This window comes from Paenibacillus vietnamensis (assembly GCF_020169515.1).
In the GTDB taxonomy this organism is placed as follows: Bacteria; Bacillota; Bacilli; order Paenibacillales; family Paenibacillaceae; genus Pristimantibacillus; species Pristimantibacillus vietnamensis.
This window is the reverse complement of record NZ_JAHMHW010000015.1, coordinates 76,712-103,688: the sequence shown is the minus strand read 5'-3', so window position 1 is coordinate 103,688 and position 26,977 is coordinate 76,712. Positions and strand designations below refer to the sequence as shown.

The 26,977-nt window shown below is 56.9% G+C and carries 20 protein-coding genes and 1 riboswitch; of the genes, 5 read left to right on the top strand and 15 right to left on the bottom strand.

From position 1 onward, the window contains the following. Window positions 1-13: 13 nt before the first annotated feature. From KP806_RS21765 to KP806_RS21735, 7 genes are all read right to left on the bottom strand, one after another. Window positions 14-205: a CbtB domain-containing protein gene (locus KP806_RS21765; RefSeq protein WP_224725856.1), complete on the bottom strand. Its 192-nt coding sequence runs from the start codon at window positions 203-205 to the stop codon at window positions 14-16. Next, complete coding sequence (locus KP806_RS21760) at window positions 195-707, bottom strand: hypothetical protein (RefSeq protein ID WP_224725855.1); 513 nt, start codon at window positions 705-707, stop codon at window positions 195-197. The genes KP806_RS21765 and KP806_RS21760 overlap by 11 nt, the downstream gene beginning before the upstream one ends. After that, entirely contained in the window at window positions 680-1,216 is a 537-nt protein-coding gene (locus tag KP806_RS21755; RefSeq protein WP_224725854.1) for a hypothetical protein, read from the bottom strand. The genes KP806_RS21760 and KP806_RS21755 overlap by 28 nt, the downstream gene beginning before the upstream one ends. A gap of 176 nt (window positions 1,217-1,392) precedes the next feature. After that, window positions 1,393-1,600: riboswitch (cobalamin riboswitch) on the bottom strand. Window positions 1,601-1,658: 58 nt separating this feature from the next. After that, complete coding sequence (gene bshB2 / locus KP806_RS21750; protein ID WP_224725853.1) at window positions 1,659-2,315, bottom strand: bacillithiol biosynthesis deacetylase BshB2; 657 nt, start codon at window positions 2,313-2,315, stop codon at window positions 1,659-1,661. A gap of 20 nt (window positions 2,316-2,335) precedes the next feature. Beyond that, complete coding sequence (locus tag KP806_RS21745) at window positions 2,336-2,683, bottom strand: YojF family protein (protein ID WP_224725852.1); 348 nt, start codon at window positions 2,681-2,683, stop codon at window positions 2,336-2,338. A gap of 251 nt (window positions 2,684-2,934) precedes the next feature. Beyond that, window positions 2,935-4,254, bottom strand: coding sequence for a dicarboxylate/amino acid:cation symporter (locus tag KP806_RS21740; RefSeq protein ID WP_224725851.1), 1,320 nt, complete (start codon window positions 4,252-4,254; stop codon window positions 2,935-2,937). 209 nt (window positions 4,255-4,463) lie between these two features. Continuing rightward, window positions 4,464-5,504 carry a DctP family TRAP transporter solute-binding subunit gene (locus KP806_RS21735; protein WP_224725850.1) on the bottom strand — a complete coding sequence of 347 codons (1,041 nt, stop codon included), beginning with the start codon at window positions 5,502-5,504 and terminating at the stop codon, window positions 4,464-4,466. An 87-nt stretch (window positions 5,505-5,591) separates the two neighbouring features. Between KP806_RS21735 and KP806_RS21730 the strand changes: the two genes are divergently transcribed. From KP806_RS21730 to KP806_RS21720, 3 genes are all read left to right on the top strand, one after another. After that, window positions 5,592-7,196 carry an ATP-binding protein gene (locus KP806_RS21730; protein ID WP_224725849.1) on the top strand — a complete coding sequence of 535 codons (1,605 nt, stop codon included), beginning with the start codon at window positions 5,592-5,594 and terminating at the stop codon, window positions 7,194-7,196. After that, window positions 7,180-7,911, top strand: coding sequence for a response regulator (locus KP806_RS21725; protein WP_224725848.1), 732 nt, complete (start codon window positions 7,180-7,182; stop codon window positions 7,909-7,911). The genes KP806_RS21730 and KP806_RS21725 overlap by 17 nt, the downstream gene beginning before the upstream one ends. Window positions 7,912-8,018: 107 nt before the next feature. After that, entirely contained in the window at window positions 8,019-9,473 is a 1,455-nt protein-coding gene (locus KP806_RS21720) for an NAD-dependent malic enzyme (RefSeq protein WP_224725847.1), read from the top strand. A 128-nt stretch (window positions 9,474-9,601) separates the two neighbouring features. Here KP806_RS21720 and KP806_RS21715 read toward each other — a convergent pair whose 3' ends face one another. Further along, complete coding sequence (locus KP806_RS21715) at window positions 9,602-9,961, bottom strand: VOC family protein (protein WP_224725846.1); 360 nt, start codon at window positions 9,959-9,961, stop codon at window positions 9,602-9,604. Between the two features lie 175 nt (window positions 9,962-10,136). On the opposite strand from KP806_RS21715, the gene KP806_RS21710 reads away from it, so the two are divergent. Together KP806_RS21710 and KP806_RS21705 are read left to right on the top strand one after the other, a co-directional pair. Then, window positions 10,137-12,227: a LuxR C-terminal-related transcriptional regulator gene (locus KP806_RS21710; protein WP_224725845.1), complete on the top strand. Its 2,091-nt coding sequence runs from the start codon at window positions 10,137-10,139 to the stop codon at window positions 12,225-12,227. A 471-nt stretch (window positions 12,228-12,698) separates the two neighbouring features. Continuing rightward, on the top strand, window positions 12,699-13,493 hold the full coding sequence (locus tag KP806_RS21705; protein ID WP_224725844.1) for a MerR family transcriptional regulator: 795 nt from the start codon (window positions 12,699-12,701) through the stop codon (window positions 13,491-13,493). Between the two features lie 102 nt (window positions 13,494-13,595). On the opposite strand, the gene KP806_RS21700 is transcribed toward KP806_RS21705, so the two are convergent. From KP806_RS21700 to KP806_RS21670, 7 genes are all read right to left on the bottom strand, one after another. Further along, window positions 13,596-16,052, bottom strand: coding sequence for a glycosyl hydrolase family 95 catalytic domain-containing protein (locus KP806_RS21700; RefSeq protein ID WP_224725843.1), 2,457 nt, complete (start codon window positions 16,050-16,052; stop codon window positions 13,596-13,598). A gap of 17 nt (window positions 16,053-16,069) precedes the next feature. After that, window positions 16,070-17,215, bottom strand: coding sequence for a glycoside hydrolase family 88/105 protein (locus tag KP806_RS21695; RefSeq protein ID WP_224725842.1), 1,146 nt, complete (start codon window positions 17,213-17,215; stop codon window positions 16,070-16,072). A gap of 19 nt (window positions 17,216-17,234) precedes the next feature. Then, a complete protein-coding gene (locus KP806_RS21690; protein ID WP_224725841.1) occupies window positions 17,235-18,377 on the bottom strand; it encodes an oligogalacturonate lyase family protein in 1,143 nt (380 codons plus the stop codon). A gap of 471 nt (window positions 18,378-18,848) precedes the next feature. Then, window positions 18,849-20,924, bottom strand: coding sequence for a glycoside hydrolase family 65 (locus KP806_RS21685; protein WP_224725840.1), 2,076 nt, complete (start codon window positions 20,922-20,924; stop codon window positions 18,849-18,851). A 52-nt stretch (window positions 20,925-20,976) separates the two neighbouring features. Beyond that, entirely contained in the window at window positions 20,977-23,262 is a 2,286-nt protein-coding gene (locus KP806_RS21680) for a helix-turn-helix domain-containing protein (protein WP_224725839.1), read from the bottom strand. A 55-nt stretch (window positions 23,263-23,317) separates the two neighbouring features. Then, window positions 23,318-25,558 carry a glycoside hydrolase family 88/105 protein gene (locus tag KP806_RS21675; RefSeq protein WP_224725838.1) on the bottom strand — a complete coding sequence of 747 codons (2,241 nt, stop codon included), beginning with the start codon at window positions 25,556-25,558 and terminating at the stop codon, window positions 23,318-23,320. Further along, window positions 25,555-26,907, bottom strand: a complete 1,353-nt coding sequence (locus KP806_RS21670; RefSeq protein WP_224725837.1) for a Gfo/Idh/MocA family protein — start codon at window positions 26,905-26,907, stop codon at window positions 25,555-25,557. The genes KP806_RS21675 and KP806_RS21670 overlap by 4 nt, the downstream gene beginning before the upstream one ends. Window positions 26,908-26,977: the final 70 nt, after the last annotated feature.

The window sequence follows — 26,977 nt, the reverse complement described above, 5'->3', positions numbered from 1 at the left end:
AGCAAAAACCACCTTAATGGCACGGAATAAACATCAAAGCATGCCGCAATTCGTGAAGGGTATCATGCACCGGCGCGTAAGTGGAGAATAATGCCGTGTAAAGGACAACGCCTGCCAGTGCCGTGATTGCGGTGAGCTGGAACGTAAGAGAATTCAGTATTTTCTTAAAGCCATGGCCCTTCCGGTGCTCGTATTTATTTAACATTCAACACGTCTCCTTTTGCATATCGCGTTCTCTTGCCCAGCTTGCTGACCCCGACGCCCGCTGCCATTCCCGCTGCAATGACGGCGAGCAGGAAAGCAAAGGTCTTGAATTTCACTGCGGCGGGCGGGTTAAACGCTTGTACGTCTACAAAAAATTTCTGCTCGGCGATGACGGTGCCGCTTGCCGCATCGACGGCCTCGACCGTCACTTCATGCTCCGCCCCGTCGAAAAATTGCATGCCGAACTTGTAGGCCCCGTCTTCCGACGAGCTTTGCATAGATAAAATGTTTGCCCCATCCTCGAGCCTTACGGCTTTAAACGTGACGGCAACCGGAGCGTTCCCGAGCTGCTCGAATTTCCCTTCCACATAAGCGAGCTCCCCCACTTTGGCGTGAATATCGGCCTCCGAGTGCTCCGATTGTTCCGAACCGTGCGCGAACACGGCCGCCTGCATCATCAGCATTAGAATTAGAATCAAACCTGCAACTCTACTAAACCGCACCCTAGTCTCCTCCTCCGTTTCGAAAAGATCCAGCCGCACAGCAAACCAAATGCTGCCAATAGACTAATGAATAGTACCGCGTTCCGAACCTCATTCGGGTTCTCATGGATGTTGATCGTCAGCTCCTGAGTGCCGACCGCTTGGCCGGCTTCGTCCAAGATGTCCAGCGTCATCGCATATTCCCCGCGAATCGGAAACATATACTCGAATGCCGCCCTTCCGTCCTTAATCGTGACGGTTGAATCGATAAGCGGAGTCCCTTCTACCCACGGAAAGTCCGTCGGGGAGTAAAAGTCGGCCTCCGGGCTGTTCAGCCGGATATGGGCGGAGCCGTTCGTCACCTCCTGAAAGCTTAGCTCCACAACAGGCGTATCCAAATCCGGACGAACGGATGCCAGCACGTTCCCGTTCACCTCTACGGCCGCCGCATCCTTCGCCGCAGCCGAAGCCAGCATAACCGCTCCAAACACAAAAAGGGCCAAAAACGCCGCGCTTAACCACTTCTTCATCACTGCTCTGCTCCTTTATTCCTGATTTTTGAAAACAAAAAAACACCTCTACCCCAAAATAGGCATAGAAGTGTTTTAAAAAACGCAAAAGTAAACGGCTGTATACCGCCCTCCGGCGGCAAAAGCTCGCTATAGCATTGCGCGATCTATACACTTCCCTATCCTCGTAGGTCTCTTAGTGTTCAAAAGAATAGGCAGGTCTCCTGGCTGATGGATCAAACGCAAGAAGCCGAATCATAAATCGATTCGGCCGCATAAGCCTTCCCGTTATTCACAGTGGCTTATGCATGCTCTCCATTTACAGTGGCGGGACCGCGACGGACTTGCACCGTTCTTCCCTTTTAAGAAACGCCTCAGCGTTCCACCTATTCCTGAATATTTTCAGTTATCGTTAAAAGACTAGCTTAGTATAATAGGGATTTATGAAAATGTCTAACGATAATTAGTCAAAGGGATAAATCCAGAAGCGCTCCGTTCCAAACCGCTTCCTGATTTCCTCATCGTCCAGCTGTTTGCTGCCTACCAATTCAGCCGCCTGGAACTGGGAGCGATGAGCTTGTATCGACGCCATTTTTTGCTGCAAAAAAGGTGTAACGTCGTTTACAAGCTGCGGCTTGCCGATAGCCTGTTGATGGTTTTTGGCAAAAGCAGAGCAATACACAACCGGTCTTTCAGCATTAGGAAGCCTGCCGATCGTGCGAATAACGGCCCTGCCGCATGCATCATGGTCGGGGTGCACGCTGTAGCCCGGATAAAACGTATAGACGATCGAAGGGAAAAGCTCTTTCATGAGCGCGCCAATCCGCCCGTCCAGCTGCTCCTGATCCTCAAATTCAATCATTTTGTCATGGAAGCCCATCATCCGAAGATCCTGTATGCCGATGGCGCGGCACGAATCCTCGAGCTCAAGCTTTCGTATTGCCGGAAGCGTAACGCGGTTGGCGAAAGGCGGAATCCCCATATTCCGCCCCATCTCCCCAAGCGTCAAGCAAGCGTATGTAACGTGGTCGCCATCTTGTATATGCTTAGCCAGCGTTCCCGAAACGGTGAAGGCCTCGTCATCGGGATGCGGCAGTATCACCAGTATATTTTGTCTCATAGACACTCTCGTCTCCTCTCTCACCCGAAGGGCACCCGGCTTAATTGAAGCGAAACGATCAGCTTGCCTTGGCTGTCATGTCCCGCCAGCAGCAGCCTTTCCGTCTCATTCTCCTCCCAGTGCGTAAGCCCTTCCGAGTAAATCCAGCCCTGTACCATTTTCAAGCCGACCCGATATTGCCCGCTGCCTGCAATTGATCCATGAGAATAACGGATGACAGCATTCGAAATGAAGTTTGCCGCCTGATGCTTCGAGCTGTCGAGATGGGCTGCATAGGCTCCCGTTGTCATTTCAAGATGAATATAGACATCCTCGTTCTTCAAGCTGTCGATTATTTGCTGCACCTTTTCTTGATTAATAAGCTGCATCTTTAACCCTCCCTGTACCGGCACGGCCCATAAAAGCAGTTTCTAATATCATGATCATTCTAACATACTTAAACTGAACAAGTGTGTGTAAACGAGCTGCCGCCGTCCTTTGGCGGCAACAGCCCCTAAAGCGCAGGAAAGCGACGACCCCACATCGTTGGAAATCGTCGCTTTTGTCATAATTTTATCCAATTCGTTTCCTGAACTTTCGCAATATCGATGTATATTTTATATCTTATTCAATTGCTTCATTACCCTAGATTCGTAGTCGTCTTGACAAGGCTCCCGGCTGTCCCCGCTGCCGGAAGCACGCTGTTATCAGCCGTTTCAGCCGTTTCCGGCTCCTTATCCGGATGGAACTCATTTTCCATTTTAGCGACGACAACCGTAGCTACGCCGTTGCCGATCAGGTTCGTAATCGCACGGGCTTCCGACATGAAGCGGTCGACCCCGAGCAGGAGAGCCATTCCTGCAACCGGAATACTCGGAAACGCCGCCAGCGTTGCCGCCAGCGTAATAAAGCCGGAGCCTGTTACGCCCGCTGCTCCCTTGGAGGTAAGCATGAGTACGCCGAGCAGCGTCAACTGCTGCCATAGCGTCATCTCTACGCCGGAGGCTTGCGCCACGAACAGCGCAGCCATCGACAAGTAAATCGAAGTGCCATCCAGATTAAACGAATAGCCGGTCGGAACGACAAGGCCTACAACCGACTTGGAGCAGCCGTATTTCTCCAGCTTATCCATCAGTCTCGGCAGGGCGGATTCCGAAGAAGAGGTGCCGAGCACAAGCAAAATTTCTTCCTTAATGTACCGGATAAACTTAAATATGCTGAAACCGTAAACACGGGTGATCGTGCCAAGAACTACGATGATAAAGAAAGCCATTGTAATGTATACCGAGCCCATCAGTTTACCTAGCGACAGCAGGGAACCGACTCCGAATTTGCCGATCGTGTAGGACATTGCGCCGAAAGCGGCGATCGGAGACACCTTCATGATCATATTCACGATACCGAAGAAAGCATACGCCAGCTTATCAAACAAGGCGGTTACCGGCCTAGCCTTCTCGCCCATTGCCGTTAAAGAAAGCCCGAATAAGATCGCAAAGAGCAAAATCGGCAGCAGCTCGCCTTTTGCCATCGCACTAACTACATTATCCGGAATGATGCCGAGCAGAAAATCTTTTATGCCGTGGCTCGATTCCGCCGCCGCTTCCGTGTACTTGGAAATATCGCCGCTCGCAGCGCTGGCATCAATTCCCGCTCCCGGTTTGACCAGATTGACGACAATCAGGCCGATTGCGAGTGCAGCCGTCGTAACGATCTCGAAATACAGCAGTGCCTTGCCGCCGATCCGTCCGACTTTTTTCATGTCGCCCATATTGGCAATGCCGTTTACTACCGTGAAAAACACAATCGGGGCAATGACCATTTTAATCAGCTTGATAAAAGCGTCACCAAGTACTTTCATTTGTTCCCCGTATGCCGGAAAATAATGTCCGAACAATATACCTAGAATAATGGCAATCACGACTTGTACGGTAAGGTTTCTAAAATTAAGCTTAAATCGCATGAGGGCAGCCTCGCTTTCGTTATTTTTAAAATATAAGAAAGTATAATTTTGAGCTTATACTGACTTATATTTCTACGCGAAACGAGCTTAAGCCGCCAAAGGACGGCGACAGCCGTTTACGCTGTGAAAACGCTTTTACATTGCATTTGCCCTCATCATAGAAGAGAAACCGTTTCCAAACAAGCATGCGGTCATATTGTTTATTTTGGTTATTTTGGTCTTCCGATTTCACTCATAAGCCCCGTGCCGATAATCTGCTCATATTGGTCGTACAGCGGCTCAAGCTTGCGAATCCACTGCTGTCTTTCCTTTGCCGTGAGCTTATGAATCGTGAAGCCGTCGATTTCCTCCAGCTCGCGCAGCTGCTTCTCGTGCATCGAAGCGGACTCTTGCTGGAGCCAAACGGTCGTCTCCTCCAGCGCTTGCTGCAGCAGCCGTTGCACATCCGGAGGAAGATCCGCCCAGAATTTTTGATTGAACAGCACCACATAGCCCAAATAACCGTGATTGCTGACCGTCATATAATTTTGTACCTGATACAATCGCTTGGTCGCAATATTCGATATCGTATTCTCCTGACCGTCCGCAGCGTTGTCCTTCAGCAAACCGTATGTCTCGTTGAACGGAATTTTGACGGTCGATGCGCCAAGCGCCTGGAATTGGCTGACAAGCATCTGGCTCGGCTGGATGCGGAACGTCTGGTTGCGGAAATCGTCCGGAACCCGAAGCGGCCGCACGCTGCTCGTCATCTGCTTGAACCCGTTTGCCCAGAAGGCTTCTCCCCGCACCTTGTGAGCGTTAAGCGTTCCAAGCAAACGCCGCCCAAGCTCGCCATGCAGTGCAGCGTATACAGCCTGCTGATCCGAGAAAGCAAACGGCAAATCCATCACTAGCCAAGTCGGATCGATCTCGCTCATGTTCGAGAACGAAGGAGCTATTATTTGAACGGCACCGCTCTGCAGGGCAGCAAATTCCGTATCCCCGGAATAAAGCAGCCCGTTCGGAAACACCTGGATTTCCACCCGGTCATCGCTCAGCTCCTTCACGAGTCTTGCAAAATGCGCGGCGGCGAGGCCTTTGGGTGTATTTTCGGCCACGACATGGCTGAATTTAATAACGATACGATCCTTCAGCCCCATCTGCTCGTCATCTATCGGCAGCGACTCTGCAAAATGCGGGCGGAACCCGATCACGAAAGCCGCAAACATCCCGAGCACAATAAACAAGCCAATGCCTATCCACGTCTTCACCATATACCTCCCAGTTGCTATTTTACGATCATTATTTCACAATAGAGTCAAATCGTAAACTCAGGCCCGGAAGGAGAGAAGAGATCCTTGAACCAGCTGCGCATTTATTGGAAAATAATCATTTTATCATTCGGATTGGTGCTCTTCTCCCTTCTGATCGGCGGTATCGTCGTAATCGGCAGCGTAACCAGAATCAAGGAGGACGAGCTGCGGCAGCGTCTGATGATTACGGCACGAACCGTCGCCAATTTGCCTAACATTAAAGAGAATATTGTCAAGCAAAGCGGTTCGCTGCAGATCGCTCCGGTTGCGGATAACATTCGGATCATTAACAACGTTTCCTATATCGTTGTGCTTGATATGAACCGGAAGAGGCTTTCCCATCCGCTCTCGGAGAGGATCGGGGGCACCTATACCGCGACCGATGCGGATGCCGCTTTTGCGGAGCACACGTATGTATCGAAGGTAACCGGGGAGGCCGGCGTCGGTTTGCGCGCATACGTTCCGATCATGAACGAGCAGCATATGCAGATTGGCGTCGTCGTCGCAGGCGGCTTGCTGCCCGGGCTCAAAGAGCTTGTCGCGGAAGAACGGCAGGCGATCGCGCTTACCGCCCTGCTCTCCTTGCTGTTCGGCATATTCGGTTCCGCTCTGCTTGCCCGCCATATCAAGAAGCAGATGTACAATCTGGAGCCGCAGGAGATCGCCCGCATGTACCGGGAGCGAAGCGCCGCCTTTCAGGCCATGCACGAAGGGGTAATCGCGATCGACCTCAGCGAGAAGATCACGATCTTTAACGAGCGGGCCAAACAAATTTTCGGCGTAGAGCAAGACGCCGTAGGCTGTTTCATCCGGGATGTGCTGCCGGATACCCGGCTGCCTGAGGTACTCGAGCTGGAGCGTCCCGTGCTCAATCAAGAGCTGCGGATCGGCAACACGCTTATATGGAGCAACCGTATTCAAATTCGCGAGCAGGGAACGACCGTTGGCGCCATTGCGATTTTTCAGGACCGCACAGAGGTGGCACGGATGGCGGAGGAGCTGACCGGGGTGCGCGAATTCGTCGATGCGCTCCGGGTTCAAAATCATGAGCACAGCAACAAGCTGCACACCATCGCCGGACTGCTTCAGCTGGACAAAAAAGATCAAGCGCTTCAATATGTGTACGATATCGCCGGGCAGCAGGAAGGGATGACGCGGTTTATGCAGGAAAATATTGCAGATGACAGCCTGGCCGGTCTGCTGCTCGGCAAGATCAGCCGCGGCAAGGAGCTCGGCATACATGTCCAGATCGATCCGCACAGCGAGCTGAAACGTTTTCCTCCGCTGCTTGATCGTCACGATTTCGTTCTGCTGCTGGGCAACTTGATCGAAAATGCTTTTGATGCTTTGTCTGATGTATTGCGTGAGCGCAAAGAAGTATTTGTCAGCGTGGAGCAAAATGACGAGCTGCTCTCCGTCCTTGTGGAGGATAACGGCTGCGGCATGACTGAAGATACAAAAGCAAGGATGCTGGAGCGCGGCTTCACCACCAAGGAGAGCAAAAACCGCGGGATCGGGCTTCATTTGATGCAGGGCATCGTCAGAAAAGGCAGAGGCCGGCTAAGATGCGAATCAGAGCCGGGCCACGGCACTTCAATGGAGATTTCGTTTCCGATGACAGGAGGGCTTCAACATGGCATCGAACATTGAAACGGTATTCAAAGTTGTATTGATCGAAGACGATCCGATGGTTCAAGAGGTGAACAGACAGTTCATCGAGCAGGTGAACGGCTTTCAAGTCGTCGGTATCGCAGGAAACGGAAATGACGGGCTGCAGCTTGTCCGCGAGCTGTCGCCGAACCTCGTCTTCCTCGATGTGTTCATGCCTTCGCTCGGCGGTATCGAAACGCTGCAGCGGCTGCGAACCATGGCGCTGCCGGTCGATGTGGTCGCCGTCACGGCGGCCAAGGATGCGGAAACGATACGTACCATGCTCAGGCACGGCGTATTCGATTATATTATAAAGCCGTTTAAACTGGAGCGGGTGAAGCAAACATTGGAGCGCTACCGCTTGCAGCATACGGCCTGGACGGAAGTCCCTCCGGTCACGCAGGACGATTTGGACCGCTTGCTGCTTACCGCGGGCGCATCTGAAAATACCGTCCATACGGGAGCCCCTCGCCAGCATAGCGGTCAGGATGATTTGCCAAAAGGCTTAAACGCCATTACGCTGAATCAGGTACTGCAAGCCCTGCGGCTGCAAGGCGGAGGTTTATCGGCGGAGGAGGCGGCGGCAGCGGTCGGAATTGCCCGCGTTACCGCCAGGCGTTACTTGGACTATCTTGAGAAGACCGGGCTCGTCAATCTGGAAGTCAATTACGGCGGCGTCGGCCGGCCCGTTAACCGTTACGTGGAAAAGCGATGAACGAAATGAACAAAAATAACTATATGGCCAAAAACTTCTCACTTCCTAATGAAAACGATAACATGAAGGAATCAATTATAATACCGTTGAACGGGAGTGTGGCCAACATGGCAATGCCGGCATCTGCAAGCACCAATATCGTACTTCGTTTGGAAATGGACAAAGACAGCACGACATTCGGACGAATCGCCACTGCGATTGGCGCGTCCGGAGGCGACATCGTCGCCGTCGACGTTAGCGGTACGAGCAAGACGACGACGATTCGGGATTTGACCGTCAATATTTCCGAAACGCTTCGCAAAGAGTTAATTGTAAGCGCATTAAATAAACTGCCCGGCGTGCGTGTGCTGCAGGTGTCCGACCAGACGTTTCTTATGCATCTGGGCGGAAAAATCGAAGTGACGCCTAAGCTCGCCATTAAGACGCGTGACGATCTTTCTCGCGTCTATACGCCTGGTGTAGCGAACGTCAGCATGGCTATCCATGAAGATCCCGGCCGTGCGCATACCTTGACGATAAAACGGAATACCGTTGCCGTCGTATCGGACGGCACCGCGGTGCTCGGGCTCGGCAATATCGGCCCTCTTGCGGCTATGCCGGTCATGGAAGGAAAAGCGATGCTGTTCAAGCAATTGGCAGGCGTCGACGCTTTCCCGATTTGCCTCGACACGCAGGACACGGAGGAGATTATCGCTACGATCAAACGGATTGCGCCGGCGTTCGGCGGCATTAATCTGGAGGACATTTCCGCCCCGCGCTGCTTTGAAATTGAGCAGCGGCTGATCGAGGAGCTCGACATCCCGGTTTTCCATGACGATCAGCATGGAACAGCCGTCGTGCTGCTGGCCGGCATCCTGAATGCGGTGAAGCTTGCCGGAAAGAGGCTTCAGGAGTGCAAAATCGTGCTTAACGGCGTCGGTGCGGCCGGAACCGCCTGCACCAAAATTTTGCTAGCAGCAGGAGTCAAGAACATTATTGGCGTCGATCGCGCCGGCGCGCTTGTAAGTTCCCGGGAATATGAGCATGAAGCATGGAATTGGTATGCCCGGAATACGAACCCGAATCGCGAGTACGGAGCGCTATCCGACGTCATTGCGGGAGCCGACATTTTCATCGGCGTTTCCGCGCCAGGCGTCTTGAAAGCGGACGATATTCGCAGGATGGCGAAGGATCCGATCGTCTTTGCTATGGCAAACCCGACACCGGAGATTTCGCCCGAAGAGGCCGAAGGGCTTGTACGCGTCATGGCGACCGGACGTTCGGATTATCCGAATCAGATCAACAACGTCCTTTGCTTCCCGGGATTGTTCCGCGGGGTGCTGGACTGCCGCGCCTCCCGCGTCACCGAGGAGATGAAGCTGGCTGCCGCCCATGCCATTGCTTCGGTCGTTACCGAGGACGAGCTGAATGAATATTACATTATACCAAGTGTATTCAATCCCCATGTCGCCGAGAAAGTGAAGGAAGCGGTCATTCAAGCCGCATATGCTTCAGGCGTCGCAAGGAGACGGGAACGGGGACTGCAGCCCGCTGCAGTCAAGGTTCCAAGCACACAAACGTAAACGGCTTGCGCCTTCCCTGGCAGCAAAATAAGCTGTCCCAACGGCCATACACCTGGGACAGCTTATTTTGTCACATCAATTCCCCTCTACATTTTTGTCTTCTCTACTAACCAAATCAACCGATGCCGCTAGCCGCTCCGCCACATCACCTCAATCCGGTTCCCTTCCGGATCGCTGAAGCGGAAGGAGACACCCTCGTCCCTGACCGTCATTTCCGCCGCCGGAATTCCGGCCTTTCTCACCTTTCGCCAATGCTCCTGGAGACTGGCAAGCGAATCCGTATAAAAGGTCATATGCACCTGGTTCGGATGGCCGACCACGCTGAGATCATGAGAGCCGGCTTCCGGATCGAAGGCCAGCAGCGACACGTCCGAGCGGTCGTCCGCTGCAAGCAGCTTCATTTCGAACATCGTCTGGTAAAACACCTGCAGCCTCTTTCTGTCGCGGGCGTACAGCGCCGCTTGTCCCAACTGGAAATGACCTCTCATCGTGCATCCCCCTCTTTCCTTTTTTCGTGCTGTCTTTGAGCTATCTTCATGCTATCACCGTAACGCGCGGCGCATAAGTATCTGAAGAGATGACGAAAGGGTATTCAAAAGGATACCCCTGAAAGTAAAATAGAAATAATAGGAAGCCAAAATGGAAAAAGCGGAGGATAACAGGATGTACGAAGAGCAAGCCGGGGATTGGGACAGCGAGTCGCTTGTCGGCAGGCAGCGGGAGCTCGCCCTTTTCCTGAAGGAAAGAAACGAAGCCGGGCAATCGCTCCGGATCATCAGCGTCTACGGCACGTCAGGCGTCGGCAAAAGCAGTCTGCTGGACGAATTTCAGCGTTTGGCGCGGGACCGGGACGACCTGTGCATCACGGTGGACAGCGAAGGCTTCGTCAAAACGCCCGAGGCTTTCTGCAAGCATGTGCTGGATGCCGTCGAGCCCGGGCAACCGGCGGAACGGGAGGCTGCGGAGCTGCCGGCTGCATGCGTGCAGGCGGTTGCCCGGCTTGCCGGTGAGCGGCGCATATGCCTGTTCATCGATGCTTACGAGCAGATGGAGAGCATGGACCAGTGGCTGCGGGAGTTTTTTCTGAAGCGGCTGGGACGAGGTGTTCTTGTTGTGCTTGCCGGCAGATATCCGCTATCGGAAGCTTGGCTGCTCTCCCCGGCCTGGAGGCGCCTGATTACGCGAATCCCGCTTGCCGAGCTCGATTTCACTGCCGTAACGCGCTTTGCCGATTACATGCATATCCGAAACCCGGAAGCCGTGCAAAAAATATGGCGTTATTCCCGCGGTCACCCGCTGACCATGTCGCTGATCGCTTTCCTGCTCGGCCAGGACGGGCAGTGGCTGCGCGATGACGAGCCGGACAGCTATGATACGCTTGCCTTTATCGTCAACCAATGGATGCGCGAGGTGCCGGGCGAGCATATGCGACCTCTCATCGAAGCCGCCTGCGTGCTGCGCCGCTTCAACCAGGAAAGCTTGTCCAGCGTGCTGGGCAGGGAGATGAGCGCATCGGAATTTTACCAGCTGATCCGTTTCTCCTTCATCCGCAAGGCGGATCAGGGCTGGGCCGTGCACAGCCTGATGAGGGAGCTCGCCTGCCGGGAGCTGCTGTCGAGAACGCCGCAGCAGTATGAGCAGCTGCGCGCCGGCGCGCTTCGCTACCATTATGGCAGGCTGGCTTCATCGGGCTCCGGAACGGCCGAGCAGCATGAGGCGGTCGAGCTGATGTATTACATCGGAGACGCTCTTATCCGGGCGTTCATGAACTGGTTCGAGCTTGCCCCGCCCCATTTCGAGACGGCGCAGGAGCAGCAGAAGGACGAGCTGAAGGCGTATGCGGCAAGAAGATTGGCCGAAGCGAAGGACAGCACCATCGAGATGTACGATCCGTATTCGAACCGGCGGTTTACCTTTCGGCTGACGGCCAAGGAGAGCCGCTATACGGTGCTGAAGCTGGATTTTGACGCGCTGTTCGCGCTCGGCTACGATGTCGTACGGATCATGAAGGATCCCGCCGGTAACATAATCGGCTTCGCCGTCATCATTCCGATCAACGAGGATACGCTGCCGTACCTTGAGCAAGCGCCGCGCTCGAAGCCTTACTTCGGCAGCCTGCCGCCTGAGATGCGCCGGCGTCTCGCCGCAGCGCCGCACAGCCGCTCCGGCTGGTTTATCGAGACGATCGACACGGCCGATTTGGGCGATGTGCTGCAGCAGACCGCGATGGCTTATTTGCTGCATGACTTGATTTTTACGGGGGAGCTGCTGATCGAGTCTCCGGCTCCGACCGAATATTTTACGGAAGCGCATAAAAGCCTCGGCTTTACGGTCGCGGAGCATGGCCGGCATTTCAACTACGACGAAGAAAGGGAAGCCGTCACCTTCGTTCTGGACCGCCAAGGCGGGCATGGGCTCAGCTATATCCGGCATATGCTCGGCATTACCGGTCAGGCACATCTAATCGAGGACGGCAGCGTGGCGCGGGAGCAGACGGAGCCGGCCGGGCATGCCGGGCAGCCGCCGATGCAGCCGCCTCCGGCGGAGAGCAACGAGGAGCGCATCATGGGCCGAAACGGACTGACCCCGCGCGAGAAGGAAGTGGCCTTGCTGCTGGAGAAGGGCTCCACGAACGCGGAAATCGCCAAAGCGCTCTACTTGAGCGAGGTAACGGTGAAGAAACATCTGAGGTCGATGATGGAGAAGCTGGATGCCTCGAACCGGACGCAGCTTCTAAGGCGGTTGTTGGAGTAATGTCGCCGATAACAGCATCCCTCCACTCCCTGCCATACGGGCTCAAGCCTACTTCAGCTACGACAAATAGACTCTGCCGTCACCTGACGGCGGAGCCTTTTTGTTATTATTTGAGGTGCTGCCTGCGGCAGGAGCGATAAATTTTATCGCTTTTGCGGCAGTAACTGGTTGGTTTGGTGGCCATTGCGAAAGTTTCTAGCGTTGTGGGGAACGGTCAAGGCTCGTTTGGTGGTGGAAGGCGGCGGGAGCGGCGGAATTGCGATAAATTTTATCGCTGTTGGGGGAGTAACTAGTTGATTTGACGGCTAGAGCGATAGTTTCTAGCGCTGTGGGGGAACGCTCGAGGCTCGGATGGTGGTGGAAGGCAGCCGGGCGGCGAGGCAGTTAAAACTTGGGCGGAGAAATATCAAAAAAACCGTTGACCTTCACGCTGCGTCAAGGTGTACGATGTTTTTGCCGGGAGGTGAGCAAGTGGAATATACGATTCAAAAGCTGGGGCAGCTTGCGGGTGTAAGCACCCGGACGCTCCGGTACTACGACGAAATCGGCATGCTGAAGCCGGCGAGAATCAACTCGTCCGGTTACCGGATTTACGGGCAGGCCGAGGTCGATCTGCTGCAGCAAATTTTATTTTACAGGGAGCTGGGCATCAGTCTGGAGGACATCAAAGGCATCGTAACATCGCCGACCTTCGACGGCTACGCCGCTCTGAAGGAGCACCGGAAGCAGCTGATTGAACGGCGGGAACAGCTGGACATCCTGATTGCGAACGTCGACAAAACGATTTCAGAAAAGGAAGGGATGATCGAAATGACGAACAAAGAAAAATTCGAAGGCTTCAAGCGGAAGCTGATCGACGACAACGAAAAGAAATACGGCGAGGAAATTCGCGCGAAGTACGGCGAGGAGCAGGTGAACCGCTCTTACAAGCAGATCAAGAACATGACCGAGGAGCAGTACAAGGAGGCCGAGAAGCTCGGCGAGGAGGTGCTGTCTACGCTGGCGGCCGCTTTTGCGACGGGGGATCCTGCGGGAGAGCTCGCTCAAAAAACGGCGGACCTGCACCGTCAATGGCTCACCTTCTTCTGGGGCAGCTACACGAAGGAAGCCCATGCCGGCGTTGCGCAAATGTACGTCGACGACGAGCGGTTCACGGCTTACTACGATAAGGAGCAGCCGGGCTCGGCCGAATTTTTGCGCGATGCGGTGCGGATCTACACTGGAGTGAACGGCAGTCCGGACGACAGCGCCTCAGCCGGAGAATAGACACCCTGTATGCATACGTCCGCTTGGAGCATAAGAGAGCCCGGCCGGTCCCACACAGGGAACCGGCCGGGCTCTTTTTGCATTTTTTTGGCAATATAAAAGCTAAACCGTAACGGCAGGCACCGGACCCGCCTCGAAAACGACAGGCTGCGCCCCGCTTGTCATGCGCACCGTATAACAGCCCGGCCCAAGCGGGGACGGCTGTACGCTTTCACCGCTAATGCGGCATGCTCCCACCCATTCGGGCAGCTTGACGACGGTATCGGTGTCCCTGTCCGCGGTCAGCTCGGCCCGGAACGATCCGGCCTCCCCGTCCCACTCTACGGACACCCTTCCCGTATGGAACCGCCAATCGGTCAGTCTCCCCTTGCTCCAGCGGCCGGGAAGCGCAGGCAGCAGCTTGACGAGACCCGGCGATACCTGCAGCAGCTGCTCCTGAACGGCGTTCACCCAGCCGAGATTGGCGTCAAGCTGAACCGGCGCCGCCGGCATGCGCATCGAAACGCCCATTCCCCGCCAATCGTTATGAAGCGTCATGAAATTCGGCAGCAAGCAGGAGCGGGCCAAAATATCCAGGCATTCCAGGGAGCTGTCGCCGTCGCCGAGCCGCGCGTAGACGGCTGCCATATGGGCCAGCGACCAGCCGCTCTGGGCCCCGATCTCGCGTTTTCGCACCGCCGTCTCGAAAGCGGCGAACCATTCCGGCTCGCGCTCCTTCGTGACCTCGTGCCCGGGAAATACCGGGTACAGATGAGATAAATGCCGGTGCGCGTAACGGTCCTCGAAGTCCGGATGAAGCCATTCGCAAACGGCTCCATCCTTGTTGATCCGGTATTCCGGCAGCTTCCCCAGCATGCGGGCCCAGTATAGGATCTCCTCCGGCTCAGCCTCTACAGCCTGAAGGGCTTCGATATAATGGCAAAGCAGCTCCTTCAAAATCGCAACGTCCATCGTCGCGTCGATCGCGGTCGGCATCGGATGCGCGAGCGGCTTGCCGTCCGCCGGCATGAAATTAAGCGGCGTATTTTCCGGAGACACGGACGGATACAGGCGGTAGCGCCCCTCCTCGTCCGTTACCAGAAAATCCTCGTAAAACCGCAGCGCCTCGCGCATAAACGGCATCGCCCGCTCCCGCAGAAACGCCATATCACCGGTGTACCGGAAATGCCCGTCAAAATGGCTGGCAAGCCAGCCGGCCGCTCCCGTCCAGTTCATAATAACCGGAACGATCTGGTTCGGGACGCCGATCCCCGGCGTGGAGCCCGCAGGAATATAGATGCCCCTGCAGCCGTACAGCTTGCGCGCATTGTCGCGAAAATCGCCCATAAGCCCTTCGTAATAACGGAACAACGTCGGAACCAGCTCGCCGAGACCGCCGGCATGCGCATGCCAATACATCATTTGGACATTCTCATTCGCCATATTATGGCTCCAGACGAGCCGGTAATCCCCGCCCCACAGTCCGTAAAGACCAAAGGGCTCCGCTTCTTCGGAGGCGGAAGTGCCGCTGATGAACAGATACCGCCCGTAAGCCCACAGCTTCCGGACGAGCGCAGGAGAGGCTTCTCCTTCATACGCCTCCAGCAGCAGCCGCTCGTTGCTGCTCGGCTCCGCCTCCGCATCGTCCAGCTCCAGAGAGGCCGAGCGGTACAGCGGAAGATGCAGCGCCAAATGGCGCTCAAGCAGCGTTTCGTAAGTGCTGCCAAGGGCTAGATCAGAGAGCTCCGTCTTCAGCCGTTCCCAGCCGGAGGCACGCTCTTCCCTGACGAACAGCTTGACCAGCACGAGGACGCTTCCGGCCCCTTCAAAGCGAAGCGCACCGGCATCTGCCGTGAGGCTTCCGCCTTCCGGAAGGACCAGCATAACGGCTCCGTAATCGGTGCCGTCATCGTTCGTGCCGGCAAACCAGGCAAAGCCGGACTCCGCACCTGCAGAGGCCCCGGTCTCCACGGAACGCTCCAGCTCCTGAAATTCGGGCGAATCCGCCCACCGGTCGCTCGGGTGAAGCACGAGTCCAAGCTCGCCCGCAACCGCCGCACCCCCTTCGCCTTCGCCGTCCAGCCTGTAGACGACCGCATCGTCCGCACGAGAGACGAACAGCTGCCGCCGGAACCGATGCCCGCCATCCGTCCAAGCGACGCTTACCTCACCGCTGTCCATAGACAGCGTCCGGCTGTAGCCGCGAAAGGCGGAGCGGCAGGGCATCTCCAGCCGGATCGCCGCAAGCGGAAACCTCGACGCCAGCTTCGTTCCGTAGCCGCGCTCCTTCAGCGTGTCCGCAAGCAGCCAGCTCGCTTCGCCGTAACGCCGCTCGTCCATCAGGCTCCGCGTCCTCGCCAGCGTGCCGCTGACATCCGGCAGCTCATCCCGCCGCCCCCAATGCCAGAGTCGGGCATGATTCAGCAGCACCGTCTCCTCCTGCACGCCTCCGAACACCGAAGCGCCAATAACCCCGTTGCCCGAAGGGAGCGCCTCGCGCCACATATTGCGCCACCAGGAGGCGGGATAGCTCATGATCAGCTTATCCCTGTCCCGTTCTTCTGTATGCTCGACCGGCATTCTGCGGCCTCCCTTCTTTAGCCGTTATCCTGCGCGCGCAGCCGCTCAAGCTCGATGCTGGCCAGCAGCAGAGGCGCGACGCCCATCATGACGTCGCTGACGACAGCTTCGCTCATGTAATATTCATAGGAGCCGTCGCGGTATTTGCGTCCGCCCAGTCCGGCGCCGTGGCAAATGGAGTGCAGATGTACTCCTTCCTCGTCCTCGGTGACGAACCGGCTCAAAATGCCGTCATACGCCCGTTCCACGGCCTTCCTGTCGATTTCCGCCAAGTAACGGAGCCTGATTCCTTTGGCCAGCGCATAAGTCAGCATGCAGGAGCCCGACGCTTCCAAATAATTGCCTTCGCGGCCGTTGCAATCCATCAGCTGGTACCATACGCCGCTTTCCTGATCCTGCACCCGCAGCACCGCATTTGCCATCCGCTCGAAAATGCCCATCAGCTGCCCGCGCTTCGGATGGTTGACCGGGAAATGCTCGAGCGAATCGACAAGCGCCATCGCATACCAGCCCATCGCCCTGCCCCACACGAAGCGCGAGCGTCCCGTCGTGCCGTCGCACCACCGCTGCTCGCGGCTCTCGTCCCAAGCATGATGCAGAAGGCCCGTCCGCGGGTCGCGCGTGCGTTTCTCGATCAGCAGCAGCTGATGAGCCGCTTCGTCGAACCAGGCGCTCTCGCCTGAGGTTTTGGCGAACTCCGCCATGAACGGAGACGACATGTAAAGGCCGTCCAGCCACATTTGGAAAGGATAAATTTTCTTATGCCAGAAGCCGCCCTCCTCTGTCCGAGGCTGGCCGGTAAGCTGTGCGGCAAGCAGCCGGGCCGCCTGCTCGTACTTGGACTCGCCGGTTTCCCTCCAGAGGCGAAGCAGATTTTTTCCCTTGTTGATGTGATCCAGGTTGTAATCCTCAAGCGTATAGCCGCGGATGGATCCGTCTTCCTGAACGAATACGTCCATGTGTTTTTTTACGATGGCATGGTATTCGTCATTCCCCGTCCAATCGCCGAGCCGGCCGAACGCCGTCAGCATCATGCCCGCCACATACCCCCATACGTTGATGATATTCGGGTGATACCCGTCCTTGCGTTTCGATAATACCGTGTCCGCCACCTTGACGGACAATTTGCCTTCGTGAACTGTGCTAATTGAAGCAGCTGTCATCTTCATTCTCCTCTCTCAACTAGATATCAAGCGGCGGAAGCGAATGAAAATCTTCCGGAATATCGATTACATACAAGTTTCCATAACCGTTCTTGTCGCTGGTGAACAGCAAGCGTTTGCCGTCCGCCGTAAACCGCGGATGCGCATGCACCTTCTGCGAATGGAAGCTGCAGCGCAGCTCGCAGAGGATGCGGGGGCCTTCGTAGACTCCGTCTATTTTGCGCCATAGGCTTAACGACTTGACCGCGCCTTTCCCGTCCACCACTGCCTGTCCCAAGCCGTCCGCATATCCATGCCACGTGTCGAAGCCGAACTCGGTCTCCTCCATGCCGGTGTTGTCGTAACGGATGCTCCCGAAAAAATTGGTGCCGTCCACGCGGAAGCCATGATAACCGACCGTAACCCCGTCCGGGTAAAAAAACTCGTGACCGACCTTTTCGCCCGGCTCGAGACGCTCCCGGATTTTCCAGGCTTCCCCGGTGCGCAGATCCAGCCCCCAAATGCGGTGATCGACCAGATGCCAAGGTCCCTCGTGACAAAATGTCATCAGCCAAGGCTCCTTCGGCGATGTGTTGATATGGGTAATGAAGCGGTTCGCCTCATATACCTTCACCGCCCCGCCCGTGTGCGCATCTATGCGCACGATCATGCTGTGGGGCGCGGCTTCCATCAGCTCCCGGTGGCCGACGTACCCGTTGCCGAGGTCGAGCCGGATCCGGCGCGACAAATCCTCCTGTACGCAGGTCATGATAAACCTGCCGTCGGCCGTCGCGCTTGCGTTGCCAAGCAGATACCCTTCCGGCGCCTCGTACCGAAGCTCCTCCACCAGCGTTCGCAGGTCAAGACGGATCAGCTTGCGTCCGACCTTGACGAAAGCGGCGCTTCCGTCCGGCAGCAGACAAGCGTCGAGCGCGTCATTCCCCGGGTAATCGGTCAGCTGCATCATGAGGCCGCTCTCCGCCTCCAGGCTGTACAAGTTTGTGCTGCCGCCCCTGTCCGATACCATCAGCAGCCGCCGGTCCCCGTCATACCAGCCGTTTTCGGTAAAATACAAATGATGGCTGTGCGCCTTATAATCCGTCAGCTGCGTAACTTCGAGCCCCGTCAGGCGGTCGATGAGCGTCTTGCGCTCGGAGGGCCATAAGGCCCCTTTTGAACACATAGGATTGCCTCCCATATGCGCTCCGGAAGGGCGGCGGCAGCGAATCAGCTTATGCGGCATTCGGTACGTAATACGTAACCCGTGCCTTGCGCGCGCCGCAGCTCCCGGGGGCAAAATTTGTGTAATAAATGGATTCGTTGCAGCTATTATCAGCGTAATGCCACTTTTTCGCGAAATAAATGGATTCTCTGTATCTATTACAATGAAAAAAGTAGATTCAGAGCCGGTTGCTCAAAATTAAATGCATCAAATCCCGTTATTCGAGGAAAGGCAGCTCACGCTTCAAAAATAATGACATCAAATACAGTTACTGCTGGTTATCGGCGTTTAGTGGTGCTGTTACCGGTATTCAGTCTTCGGTGTTCAGTCTTCGGTGTTCAGTCTTCGGTGTTCAGTCTTCGGTGTTCAGTCATCGGTGTTCAGTTAAGGTTCAGGTAATCGGCGTTCGGTCACCGCTCCTTTAAATCGGGCCTACAGCCAAGGCTTCAAGCCCTCCCACTTCACCGACCAGCTGCCGTCCTGCGGGAAGCCGGGATTAACCGCGCCGCCTTGCAAACTTGAGCCGCCGCCCTGACCGTCCTGCCAGCCGGCCGCCATCATCGCTACGGCAGCCAGCAGTCCTCCATTGCCCGGCAGATAGGCCGACAAGCCCGGACGCTGGTAGTTATGTCCGCTCGTCAAATACGTGTTTTTGGTCGCATCCATCAGCAAAAAGTCGACTGCGAGCTCCGGCTCGCCAAGCCTTGCCGCCGTCATGGCGCACATCGGGAAATCCCAGCCCCAGGCGGAATCCCACATCCAGACTTCCTTCACCTTATGCAGCGTCGCGCGCATCACCGCAGGGTCGATCTTCGTGCCCGGCAGCATGCCGAGCGCGCCCAGCATCGAAGGATGGTCGCGGTTTTTCGTCTGGAACGTTTCCGGGCACAGCTCATGCGCAAGATAGACGCCGTCCGCCTGCGGAGGCTCCGCCATCGCGGCCGCCGTCACGCCCCAGGCCGGGTTCCCCGGCTCACCGAGCCGCTCCGCCCAGCGCACGGCGATTTCCAGTCCGTGCTTCCAGTATTCCAGCTCGTATGGCGGGTTTTTGCTGCCCTGCATCGGATGGCATTCCTGGGCCGGAATGAGCGGAGGTCCAAGATCGTAGGCTTTCGTCTCTTCATTCCAATGAGCGAACGAGACCATGAAATCGGCCCCTTCAAACACGATATCCCGGAACCGCTCCAGCGTAGCCCGAGACGGATCCGCCTGGTAGCACAGCTCTGCAAGCGTCATCGGATGCGGCTGCTGCCAGATCAAGCCGTTGGCAACCGCGGACGGGCATGGCTTGCCGTCGAAGCCGACCATTTTCGGCCAGCGCGCCCCTTCATAGCCCTGGGACTTCGCCAAATCGCGCGCGACCGGCAAAATACGGCTGTACCAATCCATACTGTTCAGCAAAAAGCTCTCCCTTCCCCAAAGCGGGAAGTGGACGGCATGCCACCAGTGCATTTCCAGATGCGCTTTGCCGAACCAGCTGTTATACATCAAGCCCGTCTCCTGCGGCGGCAGCGAGCCTCCGCTGTGCAGCGCGAGCAAAAATTGAGAAAGCACGACACGCCGTTCCAGCTCGTAGGCACGCGGATCGGAGCTTCCCGAGAAGTCGATGGCGGCGCCGTTCGTCCAGAACGCTTCCCACTTGCGGCTGCTGGAAGCCAAGGTCTCTTCAAATCCGGCCGTCACAGGCGACTGCTGCGCAAAGCCGACTGAAAATTCAAGCAATTCCCCGCGCGAATCCGGGATGAGCGTAAACTCATGTACGCCTGTGCGCTCCAGACGGCCTGCGCTCCACGACCAGGCAACCTCATAGCCGTCCTCGTCCATGCTTCTTGCCAGCACCGCATGATTGCCGTTCGATTCCTTAAGCTCCGTTAGATGCCTGCCGTCGTTTTCCAGGTCCGGGAACACCGCTTTCGCCCATTGCGTCGACACCATATCCGGCGCCGGAAAACGGATGAACACCTGCAGCCTGCCCTCGGAGATCAGCGCCGAGCTTACCCGCACGCCGACGGTATCGGTTTCCGCGCGGCAGACCGTCGTAACGCTGACCGGTACCCCCTGCACGCAAAACTCGCTGCTCAAAATGCCTGTCCATAAATCCAGCTTCTGGCGGATATCCGTTATATCTGCCGCAGCCGCTTCGCCGCCCGATTCGCTCAGGAACCGGAACGAGAGACGGCCCAGCTGAAGGCGGTGCGGATTTTGCCGCAGCCAGTGGTAAGCCTCGGGTTTATCGCCCGGCTTAAAGGCATACCCGACCTCGCGGCCATACGTATCATAAGGCTGATAGGCGGCGTCGCTTTCGCTGAACCGCCCGTGTCCCCCCGTGAAATGCCAGCCCCAATTGGACTGCGTGCCAAGCGGCACCTCGTACTGCCCGGGAAAAGACTGCAGGCCCGTAATGTCAGCCGTAAAAGCGAACTCCCCGTTGCCTACCGAAAATGGGGACAACGGGTCCCATTTGTTCAGCTCAGGCTGATGTCGTTCCACGATTTTTTTTCTATCCATAGCTATGGCTCCTCCCATATGAGGGAACCCGGAGGTCCGCCATTTCCGCCGGTCACTCGAGCGCGGCGTCCAGCCGGGTCCTCATCATTTCCCGGTACTTGCCCGGCGTTATATCTTTAAATTTGCGAAAGCTTCGTATAAAACTGTTCTCGTGCTGATAGCCGACCATCTGCGCGATGTCCGAAATGCGGTCGTCCGACTTCAGCAGCAGCTCGCCCGCCCGGTCCATCCGGAGCTTGGTCAAATAGTTGTAGATCGTCTCGCCCGTCTCCTGCTTGAACAGCTGGCTCGCCAGACTGCTGCTGATGCCGATCGATTCGGATATTTCCGGTATGCCGATCGGCTCTCCCAAATGCTGCTTCATATATTCGATCATACGGTGGCACATGACAAAATCCTTGCTCTCCGCCTGCTTCCGGAAACGCTGGACGAGCTCCGTCACCTTGGCCGAAAGCTCGCCTCGGATCTCGTCCATGGGCAACGTGCCGAACCAGTCGTACGAATCCCGCGAAGCGTTTCCGCCTGCCGGGCGGAGCTGGTCGATGCGGCCGGCGGCCTCCTGCAGAAAGGCAACGGCCTCGGAAGGATAGCCGTATTCGCTTTCGATATTGCCGGTCATCCGCTCCACCGCCTCGACCGCGCCCTCCATATCGCCCGATTCGATCAGCCCCGTGAGCTGCTCAAGCGTTGCCTCGTTGCGGTTCGGCTCCCGCGGCTCGCGCACTTCGTGCCCGGATACCTCAGAGAACGGTATCACCTGGCCGCAGCCTTTATACAAGCGGTAGGTGAGCGCGTTCTCGGCCTCGAGCATCGCTTGCTTCAGCCTCGTTACGTCCGCATGAGGGCTGCTGATACCGGCCGATACGCTGAACTTAAGCAGCCGTGACACGACCTCGAGCGACTCCTCCAGCCTTTTCCCTGCCGACAGCCCTTCGGAACGCGGCTGCAGCAGAAGTGCCGTCTTGTCCTTGCCGAAGTCGGCGCAAGCAATGCGCCATTCCGGATCGAACAGCTCGGCCGCGATGTTGGCAAGCGCAAATTTCAGCAGCGAATGATCCCCGCCGGTGAACGTGCGCGACCACTGATCGTACCGGTCGATCGACAGAACGGCTACGGTAAGCGGCGCATCCGTCCATCCGCCGAAGTAGCGGCTCCATTTCTCCTCCAAATCCCTTTTGCCGCTGATGTGGCCCAAGTAGATATCGTTAAGCAGCTTCGAGGACGCCTCGGTCATCGTCTCGCGCACAAGCTGTGACAAATGCGCGTGGTTGGTCAGCAGCTCGCCGGTCAGCTTCTCCAAATCGATGCCATCCGCCTCGCTTGCCTTGCGGTCATGAAGGCTGAACAGCTGCTTCAGCCTGCGGACCGGCCGGAACGCCGCCTTGTTCATGTAGAATATTGTAGCCGCGCCAAGCGCAAGCGCCGCAATCGATACGAGCAGCACGGCAGTGGCGACCCGCTTGGATTTCGCGAGCAGGCTGTCCTGCTCGACGATCGATACGTACCGCCAGCCGGTTACCGGCGATACGAGCTGATTGACGAGCAGCTCCCGGGTTTGCAGCGTCGCATCCCCTTCCTCCTGCTCCAGCTCGGCCAGCGCCTCGCTGAGCGCTCCCTCGTTGAACTTATAATTCGAATGAGAATATAAAAATGCGTTCTGCTTGTCAATAATATAGCGCGTCCGGTTCAGATTGTTCATGACCGGCGGATTCAGCTTGGCGAACAGCTCCTCATCCTTCAGGTTGACGGCAACGATTCCTTTAAACTTGCCTTGGATCGCGATTTTGCGGAACAGCGTCACGTCCGAGCCTTTGCCGCCCGCTCCTTCGGGCACCTCGCGTTTTTTGATGACCATCGTTTTGTCTCCGAATTCGGATTCTACGCTTGTCCATTCGGAATCGGCGAAGTTCTTCTTGCTCGAGCTGTAGCCCTGCGGGATCGCCAAAAAGCTGTCCCGTTCCAGGTCGTGAATATAGATGCTCTTGATATACTTGGAATTGCTGATCAAGGTTGTCAGAAACTGATAGGCTTGCGATACGTTCGAATACGAACCTTGCACTTCACTGGTCAAAAATTTATAGACATGATCGTTCAAAGCTACCTGGATGGCCGCCTGGTCGCTTTCCCGGATCGATTCGTCGATCACATTCATATTGAGCTGAAGCATCTGCAGCTGCAGCTCGCTGAGCTCTTCCTGCATAACGGACTTGGACGTATAATACGAAGTCAGGCTCACGGCCAAAATAATCAGAAAAACGGAAAAGGTCAAAATCAGCACCAGCCGGATTTGTGTGTTTGCCAGATTGTACTTCAACCATTGCTTGACGGATTGCGCCACGAAAAATCCCACCTTTTGCCGAGAATCCTTTCATTATACCGCGATCCCGACTTCTTTACACGCTCCCGGCTTCCGCCTGCCTTAGTCCCGGCAGTTGACGGCGGCCTTCGCCCGCCAGCGCCTCCTTCATCCGCTGCGCTTCGATGCCGGCGAGCAGTACGATGCCGATGCCGTGCGTATCGTTCAAGTTCCAGCCCAGATCATGCTTGTAATAAGAATGGGAATAAGACCAGCTGGAGCCCTTGCAGACGCCGTACAGATTGCCCCGCTTATCGATGGCCCGGCTGCATAATCCGTCCCAGCCGGACAAGACGGCGCGTGTATAGCTCTCCGGCTCCTCGAGCCAGTCGCAGCGTACGCCGAGGGCGAAGCCGTAAATAAACATGGAGGTGCACGAAGATTCCTCGTACGACTCCGGATCGGTCAGCACCTGATGCCATAAGCCGTTTTTGCCCTGAAGCCGGAGATAGCCTTCCGCCAGCTCGCGGTAAAACGAAATGATTTTCGGATAATCGGCATGGGTCTCGGGCAGCACGCCGAGCAGAACGGCCAGCGAGAAGAACACCCAGCCGTTGCCTCTTCCCCATGCGGTGCGGGACTGCTTCCCCTTAGCGACATCGAACACGTGGGACATGATCTGCCGCTCCGGCATATACAAATAGTTTTTGTAAAGCAGCAGCTGGCGAGCGGCTTCGTCCACGTACCGGGCGTCGCCCGTAAGCTCGGCGTACCGGCACAGGAAAGGTACGCTCATGTACATGTCGTCGCACCACATCGTGTTATGCATGCTCGGCGAGACGCCGATCTGGCGGTATAACGCGCCATCCTCCATACGGTCCTGCACCTGCATAATATAATGAGCGATATCGTCCGCCGCCGCGCTCGCCCCTTTCAGCGTATGCCCGCGGCCGGCAAGGATGGCCAGCGCTCCAAAAGAGCCGCAGTCGTCCAGGCTGTCGATATCCGACAGCTGGTTGTTGATTCCCGCGGCGCCGAAGCGTTCGCGGTCCCACAGCGAATATGCATATACGGAGGTCGCGAATGAAACGTGGCGCCGGACGTAATCGCCAAGCTCGCCCTGACCGAGCAGGCGCCCCGTCTCCAGCAGGCCGGTCATCGTCACGCCGAGAGGGTAGTTCCAGCGGCCGAACAGCTCATTTTCGAGGAAAGGCCGGACATGAGCTCCTGGCTCAACGGTCGTCCAGAAGAACGATTCCGTCCCTGCGTCGGCAACCGTGTCCAGCGACAGGTAATCCGCGATTTCGACTGCCGATTCCGGCGGAAACGGACCGAGATGAAGCCATTCGCCTGCGTATCCGTGAACCTTCCGGGGCGCCGCCAGCTCCGCTTCAGGCGGGAGCTCCCGCAGCTGAAAGCCCCAGCCGTGCCCGTCGCATTCGCTCTGAACGATCAAGTCGCCCGCTCCCGGAGGAGCCTCAAGCTCAAAGAAAAATTCACCCGGCTTATAGGAGGCATATACCTCCACGCCGAGCCAGAGAAACCGCACGGGCCCGAAAGCGGTACCCGCAAGCTTTATCTTTCGGCTTGTTGCTGTCCGGTTCGCGACCTTCGACCAGGCATAAGCGGTATAAGCCGGCTTCATGCCGTACAGCCGCTCCAGCCTGCCGTCCTCCCGAACATCTCCGCCTTTTGCTGGGAACCACTCCGCACCCGTCGCCGTTTCCGGACCGTCCGAGCCGGGAATGCGCTCAAGCGGACGGTCGAGGGGCGCCGTATACACCCAGCCCTCTTCTCCTTCCCGTTCTGCAGACGGAGCGAGGAAGTGGTAAGGCTTATTTTTGCGATTGCCCGTGCCGAAGGCCGCTCCGCAGCCTCCATTAGCGCCGACGCCCAGCTCCAGCACAAAATGGTTCCAGCCGCGCGACAAGTCAAGCTTCACCTTCAGCTGAGGCGCCGCTTCGCCAGGCCCTGCCGCTTCCTCCTCCGGAGAGGAGCCGAAGCATTTCTCTCCATTGTGGTAAAGCTTCACCTCTCCGCCGCAGCGAAGCGCGAAAATAAAGTCATGCGGCTGTTCAATCCACAACTTCGCCCATGCATAGACGCGCTGGCCGGTCCGCATGTCCGGGAACATGCTTCGTACCGGAAATTCATAAGCGTGGTCCCGCCCCTTGCGGATTGCGTTCTCCCGCGTCACCCGGTACACCGGGCCGTGCGGCGGATGCTCGCCGACGTAGCGCCGGGCCATGACCTCCAGCACATGCGGAATGCTTCCGCCCTGCGTTTGTGCGGCCATGCTTTCGGCCGGCCCGAAATACGGGGCTCCCTGAACCGTCATGACGCTTCGCCTCCTTTGCCGCTGAGAGCGGCCGTGCCCGATACCGATCCGGCACTGCCTCCGCCGCCGAGCACTTCCTCGATCGTTACGGGGCGATGCTCCTTCACGGAACGCCATACCGCTTCGCCGGTCGCCACCGAATACGCACCGTCCGCCGCGCCCGAGAGGATGCGGTAAGGACGCCTTTTATCCTCGCCCATGAACAAATCCTCCAGCAGCAGCGGGTCGCCTCCGCCGTGTCCGCCTTCCCGGTGCACGACATGGATCGTCTCCTTGGAACCGAACAGCGGGAAATAATCGATCGTCTGCACCGGAACCGGGAACGGCGTTCGTCCGGGCATATGATACTCCACCGTTTCGAGCCTGCCCTTCGTTCCGTTAATCGCGAGCCGATAGCCTTCGTAAGGAAGAGAGAAGTTGACCGAGTAGCTGAGCAGCGCGCCGCCGTTATATTTGACGGTTGCGGTATACGTATCCTCGATTTCAATTTCCGAGTCGAAAATGCACCGGTCAGGCCGGTAATCCGAGTAAGGAAACGCCGCCGACTTGCCGGCTTCAAGCGAGCCGAGATGATCGTCCGGCACGCTGAGCCTGCGGCTGCGCGCGTTCCAGCGCGAGTAGTACGAGCAGTCTTCGGTTAACGTGCAGGTGCCGCAATGGCGGCCGTCCTCTTTCGCCGGATTCGCTTCCGCATCCGCGCCGTAATAATTCAATGCGCCGTACGCGAATACCTCAACCGGCTTCTGATCGATCCACCAGTTCACCAGATCGAAGTGATGCGTGCTCTTGTGCACCGACAACCCGCCGGACAAGCTGCGGTCGCGGTTCCACCGCTTGAAGTAGCTGGAGCCGTGATGCGTATCCAGATACCAGTTCAAATCGATCGACGTAATCCGGCCGAGCTTCCCTTCCATGACGATTTCCTTGATCTTCGTATGAATCGGGGCGTAGCGGTAATTGAACGTTACCGTGACTTTGCCCTTGCTCGCTTTCTCCGCCTCCATCACCTTCCGGCTGTCCTCGCCGGTCGTCACCATCGGCTTCTCCGTAATGACGTCCAGATCCCGCTGCAGCGCGGCGATCAAATAACGCGCATGCGTGTCGTCGCGGCCTGCGACGATGATCACGTCCGGTTTGGTCTCGTCGACCATCCGGTCGAACTCATGCTCGCCGTATGTGGCGATTCCCGTATGCTCCGGGTACCTCGACCGGTACAGCTCGAAACGCGCGGGATCGCGGTCCAGCAGGCCGACCAGCTCGCAGCTTCCCGCGAACAAGGTGTGGATCGGCTTCGCAAACATGCCGAGCGCCCTGCCGCTGACTCCGCAGATCGCATATCTTTTTTTCATCAATGACAGTCCTTTCTTGCGTCCGCGCGCCTGCAGGCGGCGGAGAAGCCGGCATGAACGATGCCGGCTC